The organism is Mycetocola reblochoni REB411 (genome assembly GCF_900163835.1).
Lineage (GTDB): Bacteria > Actinomycetota > Actinomycetes > Actinomycetales > Microbacteriaceae > Mycetocola_B > Mycetocola_B reblochoni.
Genome location: NZ_FUKR01000063.1, coordinates 1 through 14,192 on the forward strand (window position 1 = coordinate 1; position 14,192 = coordinate 14,192).

Annotated in this window: 13 protein-coding genes; 5 read left to right on the plus strand and 8 right to left on the minus strand. The window is 72.0% G+C overall.

Going from position 1 to position 14,192, the window contains the following annotated elements; translation table 11 throughout:
• Positions 1-45: 45 nt before the first annotated feature.
• The 4 genes from FM119_RS11105 to FM119_RS11120 all read left to right on the plus strand — a co-directional run bounded on the left by FM119_RS11105 (position 46) and on the right by FM119_RS11120 (position 3,473).
• The gene (locus FM119_RS11105; RefSeq protein WP_087138128.1) at positions 46-924 is read left to right on the plus strand and encodes an ABC transporter ATP-binding protein; all 879 of its coding nucleotides are present in this window, start codon (positions 46-48) and stop codon (positions 922-924) included.
• 2 nt (positions 925-926) lie between these two features.
• Entirely contained in the window at positions 927-1,679 is a 753-nt protein-coding gene (locus FM119_RS11110) for an ABC transporter permease (RefSeq protein WP_087138131.1), read from the plus strand.
• 76 nt (positions 1,680-1,755) lie between these two features.
• Positions 1,756-2,859: a sensor histidine kinase gene (locus tag FM119_RS11115; RefSeq protein WP_087138133.1), complete on the plus strand. Its 1,104-nt coding sequence runs from the start codon at positions 1,756-1,758 to the stop codon at positions 2,857-2,859.
• A gap of 20 nt (positions 2,860-2,879) precedes the next feature.
• The gene (locus FM119_RS11120; RefSeq protein WP_087138151.1) at positions 2,880-3,473 is read left to right on the plus strand and encodes a response regulator transcription factor; all 594 of its coding nucleotides are present in this window, start codon (positions 2,880-2,882) and stop codon (positions 3,471-3,473) included.
• A gap of 69 nt (positions 3,474-3,542) precedes the next feature.
• Here FM119_RS11120 and FM119_RS11125 read toward each other — a convergent pair whose 3' ends face one another.
• The 7 genes from FM119_RS11125 to FM119_RS11155 form a co-directional block, all read right to left on the minus strand.
• Complete coding sequence (locus FM119_RS11125) at positions 3,543-4,607, minus strand: 3-deoxy-7-phosphoheptulonate synthase (RefSeq protein ID WP_087138153.1); 1,065 nt, start codon at positions 4,605-4,607, stop codon at positions 3,543-3,545.
• A gap of 260 nt (positions 4,608-4,867) precedes the next feature.
• Positions 4,868-5,185: a hypothetical protein gene (locus FM119_RS11130; RefSeq protein ID WP_143822695.1), complete on the minus strand. Its 318-nt coding sequence runs from the start codon at positions 5,183-5,185 to the stop codon at positions 4,868-4,870.
• Between the two features lie 130 nt (positions 5,186-5,315).
• Positions 5,316-5,870 (minus strand): hypothetical protein, encoded by a 555-nt coding sequence (locus FM119_RS11135; protein ID WP_143822696.1) that lies wholly within the window; start codon positions 5,868-5,870, stop codon positions 5,316-5,318.
• A gap of 49 nt (positions 5,871-5,919) precedes the next feature.
• Positions 5,920-6,591 (minus strand): TetR/AcrR family transcriptional regulator, encoded by a 672-nt coding sequence (locus FM119_RS11140; protein WP_179205315.1) that lies wholly within the window; start codon positions 6,589-6,591, stop codon positions 5,920-5,922.
• Positions 6,592-6,775: 184 nt separating this feature from the next.
• Positions 6,776-7,435 carry a methionine ABC transporter permease gene (locus FM119_RS11145; protein ID WP_087138141.1) on the minus strand — a complete coding sequence of 220 codons (660 nt, stop codon included), beginning with the start codon at positions 7,433-7,435 and terminating at the stop codon, positions 6,776-6,778.
• Positions 7,435-8,463 carry a methionine ABC transporter ATP-binding protein gene (locus FM119_RS11150; RefSeq protein ID WP_087138143.1) on the minus strand — a complete coding sequence of 343 codons (1,029 nt, stop codon included), beginning with the start codon at positions 8,461-8,463 and terminating at the stop codon, positions 7,435-7,437. The genes FM119_RS11145 and FM119_RS11150 overlap by 1 nt, the downstream gene beginning before the upstream one ends.
• 82 nt (positions 8,464-8,545) lie before the next feature.
• The gene (locus tag FM119_RS11155) at positions 8,546-9,451 is read right to left on the minus strand and encodes a MetQ/NlpA family ABC transporter substrate-binding protein (RefSeq protein ID WP_087138145.1); all 906 of its coding nucleotides are present in this window, start codon (positions 9,449-9,451) and stop codon (positions 8,546-8,548) included.
• Between the two features lie 338 nt (positions 9,452-9,789).
• On the opposite strand from FM119_RS11155, the gene FM119_RS11160 reads away from it, so the two are divergent.
• On the plus strand, positions 9,790-12,204 hold the full coding sequence (locus tag FM119_RS11160) for a M14 family zinc carboxypeptidase (protein ID WP_143822697.1): 2,415 nt from the start codon (positions 9,790-9,792) through the stop codon (positions 12,202-12,204).
• A gap of 64 nt (positions 12,205-12,268) precedes the next feature.
• On the opposite strand, the gene FM119_RS11165 is transcribed toward FM119_RS11160, so the two are convergent.
• Complete coding sequence (locus tag FM119_RS11165) at positions 12,269-14,119, minus strand: ABC-F family ATP-binding cassette domain-containing protein (protein ID WP_087138149.1); 1,851 nt, start codon at positions 14,117-14,119, stop codon at positions 12,269-12,271.
• Between the last annotated feature and the right edge of the window lie 73 nt (positions 14,120-14,192).

Sequence of the window (14,192 nt, forward strand, 5' to 3'; positions counted from 1 at the left end):
GTCGTCGGCAGCGTCAGATGTGTAGGCAGCGTCAGATGTGTATAAGTGTCAGATCACGGTGTCGACGGCGCCGCCAGAGTCGATGCGGTCCGCTCGATCGACCTGCGCATCGGCCGCGGTGAGATCGTCGCACTGCTCGGGCCCAACGGTGCGGGCAAGACCACGACCATCGACATCCTCCTCGGGCTCAGCGCCCCCAGCAGCGGCACCGTCGAGGTCCTCGGCGCACCCCCGCGGGAGGCCGTGCAGGCCGGGCGGCTGGCCGCGGTGCTGCAGACGGGCGGGCTGCTCGGCGACCTGCGCGTCGGCGAGACGCTCCGGCTGTTCGCCGAGCTGCACGGCGTCGGCGAGCGCGTGCCCGCGGCGCTCGAGCGTGCCGAGCTCTCCCGGCTCGTCACCCGCCGCGTCGGGCTGTGCTCCGGCGGCGAGCAGCAGCGCCTCAAGGTGGCCATCGCGCTCATCAGCGACCCGGAGGTGCTCGTCCTTGACGAGCCGACCGCGGGCATGGACGTCGCCGCCAGGCATGCGTTCTGGCGCACCATGCGGCTGGAGGCCGAGCGGGGCCTCACCATCGTCTTCGCCACCCACTACCTGGAGGAGGCAGAGAGCTTCGCCGAGCGGATCGCGCTCATGTCCTCGGGCCGTGTCGTCGCCGACGACGACACCGCGGCGCTCAGGGCGCGCCTCACGGGGCGCACCGTCAGCGCCACCGTTCCCGACGCCGGACGTGACGGGGTCGTCGCCGCGCTGACGGCGGACGGCCGCACCCAGCTCACCGGACTGGACGGCGGCCGCGTGCACCTGCGCAGCACTGACTCGGACGCCGTCGCTCTCGCACTGCTGACCCGGCACGGGGCCCGCGATCTGGAGATCACCGCGCCCAGCCTCGACGACATCTTCCTCGCGCTCACCTCGGAGAACTGACCATGTCCCTTATCTACGCACGCACCGAGTTCATCCGCCGCGGACGCGACGGGGCGAACCTGTTCTTCATCCTCGCGCTCCCGGTGGCGATGTACCTCGTCTTCGGCCCGAACGCGGGCAGCACCGACGGGCGCAGCGGGCACGGCAGCACCGAGTTCTACGTCATGGTCTCGATGGCGCTGTACGGCGCAGCCACCGCCATGACCACGCTGACCGGCTCGGCCGCGACCGAGGTGTCGCAGGGCTGGGGCCGGCAGCTCGCGCTCTCGCCGCTGAGCACGGGGGCGTTCGTGACGACGAAGGTGCTCGTCGCCCTCGCCTACTCGGCCATCTGCATCGCGGTGCTGTTCGCCGTCGGCGCGGCGACCGGGGCCACGGCGGACGCCGGCTGGCGCTGGGCGGCCTGCGCGGGGATCGTGCTCCTAGGCTCCAGCATCTTCGCCCTGTACGGGCTCGCGGTCGGGCTCGTCTTCCGCAGCGACTCGGCGCTCGGCATCGCGTCGGCGCTGCTCACGCTGTTCGCGTTCTTCGGGAACGTGTTCCTGCCGCTGGACGGGACGATGCTCGACATCGCGCGGTTCACCCCCCTGTACGGCGTCGTCGGACTCGCACGCTGGCCGCTGCTCGAGGGGGCCGTCGTCGGGCAGAGCGAGCCCGACTCGCTGCTCGGGCTGATCGGGAACGTCCTCGGCTGGGCGGTGCTGTTCGGGACCGCAGCCGTCCTCGCCGTCCGGCGCTCGCGTGCCCGGCGCTGACGCACGCGATGGCGCTCCTGCGCCCGGGCCCGGCACGGGGCGAGGGCGCCGGGGCCCGGCGGATAGGATCGGGGCCATGGTCAAGCGGGCGTGGCGCGCGGTGCTGCTCAGGCGCGAGTCGCAGTTCTCCGTCATCCTGGCCGCGGTGTGGATGGTGTTCCTGTACTACCCCGCCACCGCCCTCGGCGACGGAGTCCCCCTCGTCGGCGTGGTCGTCGGGTGGACGGCGCTGATCCTCTTCGCCGTGGTCTACCTGTTCCTGTTCGCGCTCATGGGCAGGGACGGCCCGGGGCGGGGCCCGGCCCGGCCGTTCCTCATCGGCTTCGCCGTCGAGCTGGCGCTCGTGGCCGTCTTCGTCCCGCTCATCGGGACCGGCGTGCTGTCCTTCACGCCGTTCCTCTGCGCCCTCGCGGTGTTCACGCTCCCCGTCCTGGCCGCCGTGGCGGTCGTCGTCGGAACCGCGGTCGGCGTTCTCGTCACCATGGTCGCGACGGGGCAGGAGTGGCTGAGCCTGCTCATCAACGTCGGCGCCATCGTCCTCATCGGCACGATCACGCGCTGGTTCATCCGGAGGGCGGCCGAGGCCGACACGCTCGCCATCGGCAAGGCGGTCGCCGAGGAGAGGGAGACCGTGGCGCGCGACGTGCACGACCTCCTCGGCCACTCGCTGACCCTCATCAAGCTCAAGGCGGAGCTCGCGCAGCGCCTCGTCGAGCGCGACCCTGAGCGGGCGGCGCGGGAACTCGCCCAGATCAGCGCCGTCGCATCCGAGTCGCTCGCCGGGGTCCGCACCACCGTCAACGGGCTCCGGGTGGGACTGGACGCCCAGCTCGCACAGAGCAGGCACGCGCTCGCCTCGGCCGGGGTGCGGCTGGAGACGACGGGGAGCGCCGAGGTGCTCTCGCCTGCCCAGAACGTCCCTGTCGCGTGGATCCTGCGCGAGTGCACGACGAACACGATCCGGCACGCCCGCGCCACCAGGGCGGAGGTGTCGTTCGAGCCAGGCCGGTTCCGCTTCGACGACGACGGCACGGGACTGGTCCGCTCCGGCGACGGGGGACGGCAGGCGACCGACGGCAACGGCTTCGCCGGGATGCGGGAGCGCGCCGCGGTCGCGGGCGCGCTGCTGCGCGTGGCCGAGTCCCCGCTCGGCGGGGTCAGGGTGGAGGCGAGCTGGTGAGCGCGACACCGATCCGGCTGATGCTCGTCGACGACCAGCAGCTCATCCGCGGCGCGATCGGCGCGCTGCTCGAGCTCGAGGGGGACCTGGCCGTCGTCGCGTCCGTCGGCGACGCGGCGGGGGCCGTCGAGGCGGCGGAGCGCCTGCGACCGGACGTGTGCCTCATGGACATCCAGCTGCCGGGGATCGACGGCATCGAGGCGACGGGGATGGTGCTCGCCGCGAGCCCGGCCACGCGGGTGCTCATGGTGACGACCTTCGCGCGCCCCGGCTACCTGCGCTCCGCCGTCGCGGCGGGCGCGAGGGGTTTCCTCGTCAAAGACGCCCCGCCCGCCGAGCTCGCCGCCGCCGTGCGACGGGTGCACGCGGGCCTGCGCGCCATCGACCCCGCCCTGGCCGAGGAGTCGCTGTTCGACGGTGCCAGCCCGCTCAGTCCGCGGGAGCGCGACGTGCTGACGGCCTCCGCCGACGGGCGGCCCGTCCGGCGCATCGCCGAGGCGCTGTTCCTGTCCCAGGGCACCGTGCGCAACCACCTGTCCGCCGCGATCGGCAAGACCGGCGCCGCCAACCGCGCCGAGGCCGCGCGGATCGCCAGGGACCGCGGCTGGATCTGAACCGGCCGCGACGTCCGCGCGGACGCCCGCTCCCGGTGTCCCGCGCCAGCCGGCCGGGCTACCCGCCGCTCAGCCGGCGGTGGCCCTCCGGCGTGCCACGGCGTCGGCGAGCACACCGAGCAGACGGCTCGTCTCGTCCCAGCCGATGCAGGCGTCCGTGATGCTCTGCCCGTAGACCAGCCCGGCGGGGCCGTCGTCGCCGAGGTCCTGACGTCCGGGCTCGATGAAGCTCTCCATCATGAGCGCCCCGATCGGCTCCCCCGCCGCGACCTGCCCGGCGAGCAGCTCGACGACCTCGGCCTGGCGCACGTGGTCCTTGCCGCTGTTGGCGTGGCTCGCGTCGACGACGACGCGCGGCGCGTGCCCCGCAGCCCGCGAGCGCTCCGCCGCGGTGGCCACGCTGGCCGAGTCGAAGTTCGGCCCCGACTTGCCCCCGCGGAGGATGAGGTGCGCGCTCGGGTTGCCGGTCGTGCTGACCACGCTCGCGCGGCCGTCCGCGTCGACACCGAAGAACACCTGCTCCTGCGCCGCCACGGTGCAGCCGTCGAGGGCGACGCCGACGTCGCCGTCCATCCCGTTCTTGAAGCCGACGGGCATGCTCAGTCCGCTCGCCATCTGCCGGTGGATCTGGCTCTCCGTCGTCCGCGCGCCGATGGCGCCCCAGGCGACGGCGTCGGCGATGAACTGCGGGCTCGTCGGCTCCAGGAACTCGCAGCCGACCGCGAGGCCGGTGTCGATCACGTCCACAAGGGTCCGACGGGCCAGCCGCAGCCCGTCGGCCACCCGGTGACTGCCGTCGAGGCCGGGGTCGTTGATCAGGCCCTTCCACCCGCCGGTCGAGCGCGGCTTCTCGAAGTACACGCGCATGACCACGAGCAGCTCACCGTCGAGCTCGGCCGCGCGGGCCGCCAGCCGACGCGCGTAGTCGAGGGCGGCGACCGGGTCGTGCACCGAGCACGGGCCGACGACGACGACGAGACGGTCGTCGTGCCCGCTGATGACGCGGTCGATGCTGGTGCGGGCGAGCTCGACGGCGTCCTCGCGCCCCTGCCCGAGCGGCAGCTCGTCGCGCAGCTCGCGCGGGGCGGGGAGAGGCTCGAAGGTGGTGACCCTCAGGTCACCGGTGGCGCTCATCATCGTGGTGGTTCCGTTCCCGGCGGGGCCGGGACAGCCAACCGCCGATTAAGACGAAACGCAGAGACGGATTCGTCTCTGCGTGCTGGCTCTGGAAGTCGTGGGGGTGCGCGTTACGCGGTCGGCTCCAGAGCCAACTCGACATACGCATACCAACGGAAATCCATGGCTTGATCCTATGCCGTCTCAGACGACGGGTCAACGTGGGCGGCACGGCCCGGCGGCCAGCGTGGGCATCAGACGGGGCCGCGGCACGTCGGTCAGCACGAACCCTGACCCACACGCGCCCGGCGCCGCGCGATCGCACCGGCGGCGAAACGGCCGATCCCCGCGACAACCATCGCGGGCAGGCCGCTCAGGAGGATCAGCCGCGGCCATCCCCCCTCGGTCTGCTGCCCCGCGCCCAGGCCGTTCAACAGAGACGGAATGAGCCAGGAGCCCACCGCCAGCCCCACGAGCGCGAAGACAGCCACATGTGCCCCCTCGACACGCACACCCCGCACAACGCGATTGAGCAGGTGCGCGCAGGGCAGGCCGACGATGAGCAGGGCTGCGTAGCCGAACAGGAGCGCGAACACGGCCAGCAACGGCAACACGGCGAACGCGCGGAGCGCCTGCGGCCCCGCCGCTCAGCAGCGTTCCCAGCCGGTGATCGTGCGGCGCGCGCCCGACCGTAGCGCCTGTCCAGTTCCGACACGGTGGCCGCGCTCATCGCGTCGTCCCCGACCACAGCACGCACTCGCGGCGGTCCTGCACCCCGGGACGGGCCGCACGGTCCGCTGAACGCATGCCGAGCCACCGCCCGACCCCGGCGACCAGGACGCCCGGCCAGACGAACAGCTGGCCGAGCCCGGTTCCGAGCATGCCGGGAACCTCGGCCAACGACACCCAGCTGAGCTGCCCGGACAGCGCCTGCCCCAGCACGGGGAGCAGCACCCCGCCCGTGACACCACCGGCGACCGCGAACGCCAGGACGTGGATCCAGCGCTGACGCACCGGGCGCAACACCCGACTAAGCACGGCACCCAGTGGAATCCCCAGTACGAGCACGACCACGCCCCCGACGAGGACAAGCGCACCCCCGAAACACACGGCTGTGCCGACAATGTCGCCGAATCCCGGCCCGTCGACGCTGCCACAGGCCTGCACGCACATCACCACTCCCATGACGAGCCCGAACAGCGGTGCCGCGACGACCAGGCCCAGGACAGCGCCCCAGAGGTGGTCGACGATCCCGAAGCGATTCCGTGGCGCGTCGATCACAGCCGCCCCGTGCCGGGGCGGCACCGCGCCGACGCGGGCAGTCCGGGGCCTAGGCATCGTCGGCCCCGGTGATCAGCTGCACCACGCCGATCGCCTCCCTCAGCTGCTTCTTCAGGAACGGCAGCCGGCTGACGGCGAGAAGCTCGGCGATGAGAGGCACCACCCGGTCGACGAGCTCCCGGGTCCGGCGCTGCCCCGGGGAGCGGTCGTACGCCCAAAACAGCATCCCCGCCATGAACGCACCCCAGAGCAGCTCGGGCAGTTCCGCGCGGAGCTCGGCGCTCACCCGCAGATCGGAGCCGGTGACGACGTCGTCGAACAGCGACACCGCGGCCGTCTTCGCCTCGCGCGCGCGGCCGCCGAAGGGGTTGCTGGCGCCGCCGGGGGTGATGGCCGTACCGAGGAATGAGCCCGCGAAGTCGTGGTAGTCGTCGACCAGGTCGAAGCCGAGCAGGTACACGGCTCGCAGGCGTGCGGCGAAGGAGCGCTCGCCGTCCAGAACCCGCTGCCCCTGGTCGCGGTAGCGCTCGGACACGTGGACGTAGAGCGCGCTCACGATGTCGTCTTTGGAGCGGAAGTAGTAGTAGATCCCTCCGGGGGCGATGCCGGCGGCGTCCGCGATGCCCCGCATCGTCGTCCCGTCGAAGCCGTTCTGTCGCAGCGACTCGAAGGCCGCGCGCTGGACACGCTCTCTGGTCTGCTCCGACTTCTTCGCTGCCATACCGCAATGGTATTTGAACATGTTCAAAAAGCAAGGGGAAAGCTGTCGCCGCTCCCCCGCCGCAGCGCCCGTCCGCCCCGACCTGACGCCGACGCACACGGACGGCACCGCGCATCCGCCCCTGCCCGCACACGAGTCGGGGCCGGCCGCAGGAGCGACCGACCCCGAGAAACCGCAGCGCGGCTCAGCGGCGCATGACCTTGCGCGCCAGCCAGTTGCCGAAGAACTGCACGAGCTGGACGAGCACGATGATGACGAAAACCGCCGCCCAGGTCACCACCGGGTTGAACTGGCGCATGCCGTACTGGATCGCGAAGTTACCCGTGCCGCCGCCGCCGATGTAGCCCGCCACCGCCGACATGTCCACGAGGGCGACGAAGGCGAAGGTGAAGCCGAGGATCAGCGGGCCCAGCGCCTCGGGGATGACGATCTGGAACATGGTCCGCAGCCGGGACGCACCGGCAGCGCGGGACGCCTCGATCACGCCGGGGCTGACCGTGAGCAGGTTCTGCTCCACCAGACGGCCGATCGCGAACGACGCCGCCAGCGAGATCGCGAAGATCGCGAAGCCCGTGCCGATCGCCACGATGCCGAGCGACCGTGCCAGCGGCTGCACCGCGGGCAGGAAGATCAGGAACGGGATCGGACGGAAGATGTTGACGATGACGTTCACCAGGCCGTACACGAAGGCGTTCGGGTACAGGCTGCCCGGCCGGGTCGCGTAGAGCAGCCCGCCGAGGACGAGTCCGCCGAGACCGCCGAACAGCAGGCTCAGCCACACCAGCTGCAGGGTCTGGCCGAAGGCCTCCCAGAACAGCGGGGTCAGACGAATCAGGTCATCCATCACTTCACCTCCGTGATGCTCACGCGGGCGGACAGCTCGGCGACGGCAGCGGCGACCGCGGCCGGCTCACCGCCGAGGGCGAGAGTGAGGTTGCCGAAGGTCCTGCCCTGGATGTCGTGGACGCCGCCGTAGATGAGCTCGACGGCGACGCCGGCCGCGGCGAGGGTGCGGAACACCTCGGCCTGGCCGATCCCGTCCTCGCGGATGGCGACCGTGACGATCCTGCCCGGATGCCTCGCGGCGAGGACCTCGAGCTCCTCGCCCTGCGGGACGCCCTTGACGACCGTGGAGACGAAGCGCTTGGTCGCGCGTTCGTGCGGCTCGGAGAACACGTCGAAGGTGTCACCCAGCTCGACGACGCGCCCCTTCTCCATGACGGCGACGCGCGTGGCCAGCGACTGGATGACCTCCATCTCGTGCGTGATGACGATGATGGTGATGCCGAGCTCCCTGTTGACGCGGCGCAGCAGCCCGAGCACGTCCTGCGTCGTCTCCGGGTCGAGCGCGCTGGTCGCCTCGTCGGCGAGCAGGATGCGCGGGCTGGTGGCGAGCGCACGCGCGATGCCGACGCGCTGCTTCTGGCCCCCCGAGAGCTGGTCGGGGTAGTTGTCGCCTTTGTCGGACAGGCCGACGAAGTCGAGCAGCTCCGCCACGCGCGTGGCCCGCTCCGCCTTCGCGACACCCGCGACCAGAAGGGGGTAGTCGATGTTGCCGCGGACGGTCTTCGCGTTGAACAGGTTGAACTGCTGGAAGATCATGCCGATCCCCGAGCGGACACCCCGCAGGTCCTTCTCGGACAGCGTCGTGATGTCCGTGCCGTGCACGGTGATGCTGCCGCTGGTGACGGGCTCCAGGGCGTTGATCAGCCGGACGAGCGTGGACTTTCCCGCGCCCGAGTAGCCGATGATGCCGAAGATGTCGCCCTCGTCGACGTCCAGGTCGACCCCGTCGATCGCCGCGACGGGGTCGGCGGAGCGCCGCGGCGCCGGATAGCTCTTGCGCACGTCGCGCAGTGAGACGATCGTCATGTTCCCTCCCTCGGACACAGCTGTTCCGGCGCGAGGGTGTCTTCGCGCCGGAACAGCGTCACTCAAATCGTACGGGCTCGCCCTACTCCGACTCGGCGATGTCGGCCTGGACGGTCGCGAGCGACTCCTCCAGGTCGGCGACCGGGGTCTTCAGCAGCACGGCGGTGCCGCCGGAGGTCTCGACGAGGTCGTCCTGGACGGCGGTGCTGTCCTGGAAGATCTGCACGAGCTTGAGGTAGGTCTCGTTGTCCTTGTCCTCGGCCTTGGCGGCGAACACGTTCACGTAGGGCAGCGCGTTCGGGTCGCTCGGGTCGTCCTGGGCGATCGCGTCGTCGGCGGAGAGGCCCGCGTCGGTGATGAAGTCGTTGTTGATCACCGCGGCGGCGACGTCCGGAAGCGAGGTGGCCGTCAGCGACGGCTCCAGCTCGGTGACCTTGACCTTCGACGCGGCCGTGTCGACCTCGTCGAGGCCGGAGAAGATGCTCCCTCCGCCGGTCAGCTCGATGAGGCCGGCCGACTGCAGGACGAGCAGGCCGCGGGCCTGGTTCGAGGGGTCGGAGGAGACGGCGACGGTCGATCCCTCGGGGATCGCGTCGACCGAGTCGTACTGGGTCGAGTAGAGGCCGAGCGGGTAGATCGCGGTCGCACCGATCGGGGTGAGGTCCTCACCCGCGCTCTGGTTGTACTCACCCAGGTAGACGATGTGCTGGAACTGGTTGAGGTCGATCTCGCCCGCGGTGAGCGCGGGGTTCGGCTGCTCGTACTGGGCGAAGTCGACGATCTCGATGGAGATGTCCTCGGCCTTGGCCGCCTCGGTGAAGGAGGTCCACTGCGGGTCGCTCGCGCCGACCACGCCGATCTTGACCGGGTTGGCCTCGCTGCCCTTGTCGTCGGCGGCGTCACCGGCGTTTCCGCCTGCGCACCCGGCCAGCAGGGCGATGGCGGCGAGTCCGGCGACCGTGCCGGCGAGCTTTCGTGTGATCGACATTGGTGTCCTCCCAGGTTGCGTCACGCGGCGACAGGGTTTCGCCGTGGTGTGCTGTGTGTTCGTGACGTGCGGCACAACGCTACGGCCTGGGTGGCCGGGACGAAAACCCGCGCGGCCGCACCCGGAATATTTCGTCACATAGCGGCCGGGGCGCCGGGCGCCCCGCGTCGCCGTGTGACGCCAGGCGTGACACCGCGTGTCCTGTGCGTTGTGGCCGGCTCATAGCCGCTTCTAAGGTCTGGCCCATCCGGTCCTTCTCCGCGGGGCCGTCCGGTCGCACCGTCCGGACCGGCCGGCGGAGAAGGCGCACTCCACCCCACACAGAACGGACCAGCACCGTGGCTCCACCCTCCCGCCGCCTCGGCGCCGTCATCACGACGGCCGCCCTTGGCCTCGGCACCCTCGCCCTCGCCCCGACGAGCGCCCTCGCCTCGCCCGCCGACGAGGCCTACCTGTACACGATCGACGCCGCCGACGCGGCCGCGGTCGACGCCCTCGACGTCGTCTCCTCCGACGCGGAGGAGGTGCTCGTGCTCGGCGACGCCGAGACCGACGACGAGCTCGCCCGCCTCGGCGTCGAACCGCTCGGCACCGAACGGTACGCCGACTCGCTCGGCGGCACGACCGTCCGCGCGGCCGCCGACGCCGGCTACCCGCTTCCCGACCGGATCGGGGCGAACGAGTACGAGACCTTCTTCGGCGGCTATCGCACCGTCGCCGCGCAGGAGCAGTTCGCCCGCGACGTGGCGGCCGCCTATCCCGAGCTCGTCCAGCTCGTCGACTACGGCGACTCCTGGCTGAAGACCCAGGGCCGCGGCGGCCACGACCTGCTGGCGCTGCGCATCACCGCCGATGTGGCCGGGCAGCCCGCCTACGACGACGGTCAGGACGGGCGCCCCCGCTTCGCGCTGATCGCGCAGAGCCACCCGCGCGAGATCATCACCAGCGAGCTCGCCTGGCGCTACGCCTCCCAGCTGCTCGACGGCTATGGCGCCGACGCGCAGACGACGGCCCTGCTGGAGGGCACCGAGGTCTGGGTGGTGCTGCAGCACAACCCGGACGGCGCGGAGCTCGTCGAGACGGCGCTCGACGACCCGGCGCTGCGGCTGACGGCGGCGGGCGACGCCAACCCGGTCAGCAGCTCCCCCGCCTGGCAGCGCAAGAACGTCAACGACACCGGCTACGTGCAGACCAGCACGAACTGGAACTCCAGCCACGCGGGCATCGACCTCAACCGCAACTGGGCGAACGGCTGGGGCGGTGCGTCGACCAGCGCGGTCCCCTCCGCCGCCACCTACAAGGGGACGGCGCCGCACTCGGAGCCGGAGGTCGCGGCCCTGTCCGGGCTCCTGACGGATCTGTTCGGCGAGTACCACGTCGGCGAGACGACCGCGGCCCCCGACGACCGCAGCGGGACCTACGTCAACCTGCACTCGTACTCCAACTACGTCATCTACCCCTACGCGTACGACAGCGCCGCGGCGGTACCGAACCTCGATGCGTTGCGGGCGAGCGGGTTCCGCCAGTCCGCCGGCAACGGCTTCGACACCGGCAAGGCGGGCGAGATCCTCTACGACAACTCGGGCAACGACATCGACTGGATCTACGGCGAGCTCGGCGTCCCCGCGTTCACCTACGAGATCGGCACCGCAGGGACGGGAGGGTTCTTCCCGTCCTACGCCCGAGCCGACGCGTTCTTCGAGCAGGTCGAGCCGGGCATCTCCTTCGCCGCGGAGGCGGCCTACGAGCCGTACACGGCCTCGCTCGGCGGGGTCGTCACCGAGGCGAGCGCCACCAGGGACGAGGACGGCGACGTCACCGTCTCCGGTGTCGCCACCGACGACTCCTACGGCGCCAACCCGGCCTCGGCCGAACGGCGTCCCGAGGTGACGACGATCACGGCCGTCGAGGCGGCGGTGGCACCGTCACGCACGGCGATCGAGGACACCGTCGAGGTCGCGGTCGACCCGGCGGCGACGGTGGACTACACGGTGACCGTGCCCGGCACCGCGGAGAACGCGCGTGCGGAGAGCGTCTTCGTCCGGGCCAAGAACGGAAGCGGCCACTGGGGTCCGTGGCTGAGCGCCGCGACCGAGACGGCGCCGCTCAGCGCGCTGTCGCTGAGCGTCTCCGACGAGGCGCCCCGCCAGGGCGACACGATCGAGGTCACCGTGTCGGGCACGGACGCCTTCGGCACCGTGCTCGCCGACCTCAGCGAGGAGGCGGTGCTGAGCAGCGACGTGGCCAGCGACGTCATCGAGGGCACCAGGGTGACCTTCCCCACCGCCAGCCCGCACACGATCACGGCGACCGTCGGCGAGCTGAGCTCCTCGATCGTGGTCGAGGTGACGCCGGCCGAGGACGGCGGCGCATCGGGATTGGCCGACGGCTCGGGATCGGCCGAGGGGTCGGGCTCGGCCGAGGGGTCGGGCTCGGCCGACGGCTCGGGGACGAGCGCGGGTTCCGGCTCCGCAGACGCCTCCGGCTCCGGCACCGGCACCGGCACCGGCACCGACGGAACGTCGGGATCCGGCGCGGACGGGACCGCAGGCTCGGACGCCGCGGGCTCCTCCGACGGCTCGGGCGGCTCCGAGGCGGCGGGGACGGGCGACGGACCGGCGGCGGCAGGGGACGCGCGCGCGAGCCTGGCCTCCACGGGCACGGAGCTGCTCGTGCCCCTCGCCGGGGCGATCGCCCTGCTCGCCCTCGCGGCGGTCCTGCTCGCCCGGCGACGCCACGGTCAGCGCGGCTAGACGCACCCCCGGCGGAGCACACCACGGGCGGCGGACCCCTCACGGGGCCGCCGCCCGTGGGCGCTCAGCCCTCCAGCCGCTCGGACAGCTCGAGCCAGGCGAGCTCCTGCTCGTCCGTCTCCGCCTCGACCGCACGCTGTGCCTGGCCCAGCTCGGCCAGGCCGCCGTAGTCGCTCTGGTCGTGCGCGGCCATCGCGGCGAGCAGGCGCTCGCGCTCCATGCCGAGCTTGGCGATGCGCCGCTCGATCGCCGAGCGCTCCTTCTCCGCCTGGCGCCGCTCCGCCCCGGCGAGCGCCGGAGCACCGGCGGACGCCGCCGCTGCGGCCGCCTCGCTCACGGCCGCACCGGGGGCTGACGCGACGGCCGCGGCGGCGGTCGCGGGAGCCGTCGCCGGCGCTCCCCCCGTGCGCTCCGCCTCGTGCCGCAGCCGCAGGTACTCGTCCACCCCGCCCGGCAGGTGCCGCAGGCGCCCGTTCATGACCGCGTACTGCTGGTCGGTGACACGCTCGAGCAGGTACCGGTCGTGGGAGACGACCAGGAGCGTGCCCGGCCACGAGTCCAGCAGGTCCTCGATCGCGGCGAGGATGTCGGTGTCCAGGTCGTTGGTCGGCTCGTCGAGGATGAGCACGTTCGGCTCGTCGAGCAGGATGAGCAGCAGCTGCAGGCGCCGCCGCTGGCCACCGGAGAGCTCGCCGATCCGGGTCGAGAGCTGCGCGGAGGAGAAGCCGAGACGCTCGAGCAGCTGCCCCGGCGTCAGCTCGGCGCCCCCGGAGACGTAGCTGCTGCGCAGGCGGCCGATCACCTCGCGGACGCGGTCGTCGGCGAGGTCGTCCAGCTCGGTCAGCTGCTGGCTGAGCCAGGCCACCCGCACCGTCTTGCCGCGCTTGACGCGCCCGCTCGTGGGCTGCAGGTCGCCGGCGACGAGCTTCAGCAGCGTCGACTTGCCCGCCCCGTTGACCCCGAGGATCCCCGTGCGCTCCCCCGGCGCGATCCGCCACTCCACATCGGTCAGGACCTCGCGGTCCCCGAAGCGGACGCCCACGTCGAGGAGGTCGACGACGTCCTTGCCCAGACGCGAGGTCGCCAGCTGCGTCAGCTGCACGCGGTCGCGCGGCTCCGGCTCGTTCTCGATCAGCTGTGTCGCCGCCTCGATGCGGAACTTCGGCTTCGAGGTGCGTGCGGGCGCGCCCCGGCGCAGCCAGGCGAGCTCCTTGCGCATGAGGTTCTGCCGCTTGGCCTCGCTGGCCGCTGCCATCCGGTCGCGCTCGACGCGCTGCAGGATGTAGGCCGCGTAACCGCCCTCGAAGGGCTCGACGATGCGGTCGTGCACCTCCCAGGTGGCAGTGCAGACGGCGTCGAGGAACCAGCGGTCGTGGGTGACCACGGCGACCGCGCCGGAGTTCTTCGACCAGCGCGTGTTGAGGTGCTCGGCGAGCCAGGCGATGCCCTCAACATCGAGGTGGTTGGTCGGCTCGTCCAGGAACAGCACGTCCCAGTCGCCGACCAGAAGCGTCGCGAGCGCGACGCGGCGCTGCTGGCCGCCGGAGAGCTCCGACACCCGAGCCGTCCAGGGCAGGTCGGACAGCAGACCGCCGATGACGTCGCGGATGCACGGGTCGCCCGCCCACTCGTACTCGGGCCTGTCGCCGACGACCGACTCGGCGACCGTGACGTCCACGTCGACGGCGTCGCTCTGGTCGAGCATGCCGATGCGGACGCCGCCGCGCCGGGTCACCCGGCCCGCGTCCGGCTCGATCTTTCCGATGAGCAGCCGCAGCAGCGTCGACTTGCCGTCGCCGTTGCGGCCGACGATGCCGATCCGGTCGCCCTCGTCGATGCCGATCGTGACCGAGTCGAAGACGACCGTGGTCGGGTATTCCAGGTGGAGCGCCTCGGCGCCGAGCAGATGAGCCATATCCCCTCAAGCGTAGGCGACGAACGGCTCGCTCACCTGCACGCCGAGGGCGTCGGCGAGTAGCCCGATGGTG

Coding starts and splice junctions, on each gene's coding strand:
- FM119_RS11125 (WP_087138153.1), bottom strand. CDS start 4,607: ATGAGCGCCACCGGTGACCTGAGGGTCACCACCTTCGAGCCTCTCCCC.
- FM119_RS11110 (WP_087138131.1), top strand. CDS start 927: ATGTCCCTTATCTACGCACGCACCGAGTTCATCCGCCGCGGACGCGAC.
- FM119_RS11145 (WP_087138141.1), bottom strand. CDS start 7,435: ATGGATGACCTGATTCGTCTGACCCCGCTGTTCTGGGAGGCCTTCGGC.
- FM119_RS11165 (WP_087138149.1), bottom strand. CDS start 14,119: ATGGCTCATCTGCTCGGCGCCGAGGCGCTCCACCTGGAATACCCGACC.
- FM119_RS11155 (WP_087138145.1), bottom strand. CDS start 9,451: ATGTCGATCACACGAAAGCTCGCCGGCACGGTCGCCGGACTCGCCGCC.
- FM119_RS11150 (WP_087138143.1), bottom strand. CDS start 8,463: ATGACGATCGTCTCACTGCGCGACGTGCGCAAGAGCTATCCGGCGCCG.
- FM119_RS11115 (WP_087138133.1), top strand. CDS start 1,756: ATGGTCAAGCGGGCGTGGCGCGCGGTGCTGCTCAGGCGCGAGTCGCAG.
- FM119_RS11140 (WP_179205315.1), bottom strand. CDS start 6,591: ATGGCAGCGAAGAAGTCGGAGCAGACCAGAGAGCGTGTCCAGCGCGCG.
- FM119_RS11120 (WP_087138151.1), top strand. CDS start 2,880: ATGCTCGTCGACGACCAGCAGCTCATCCGCGGCGCGATCGGCGCGCTG.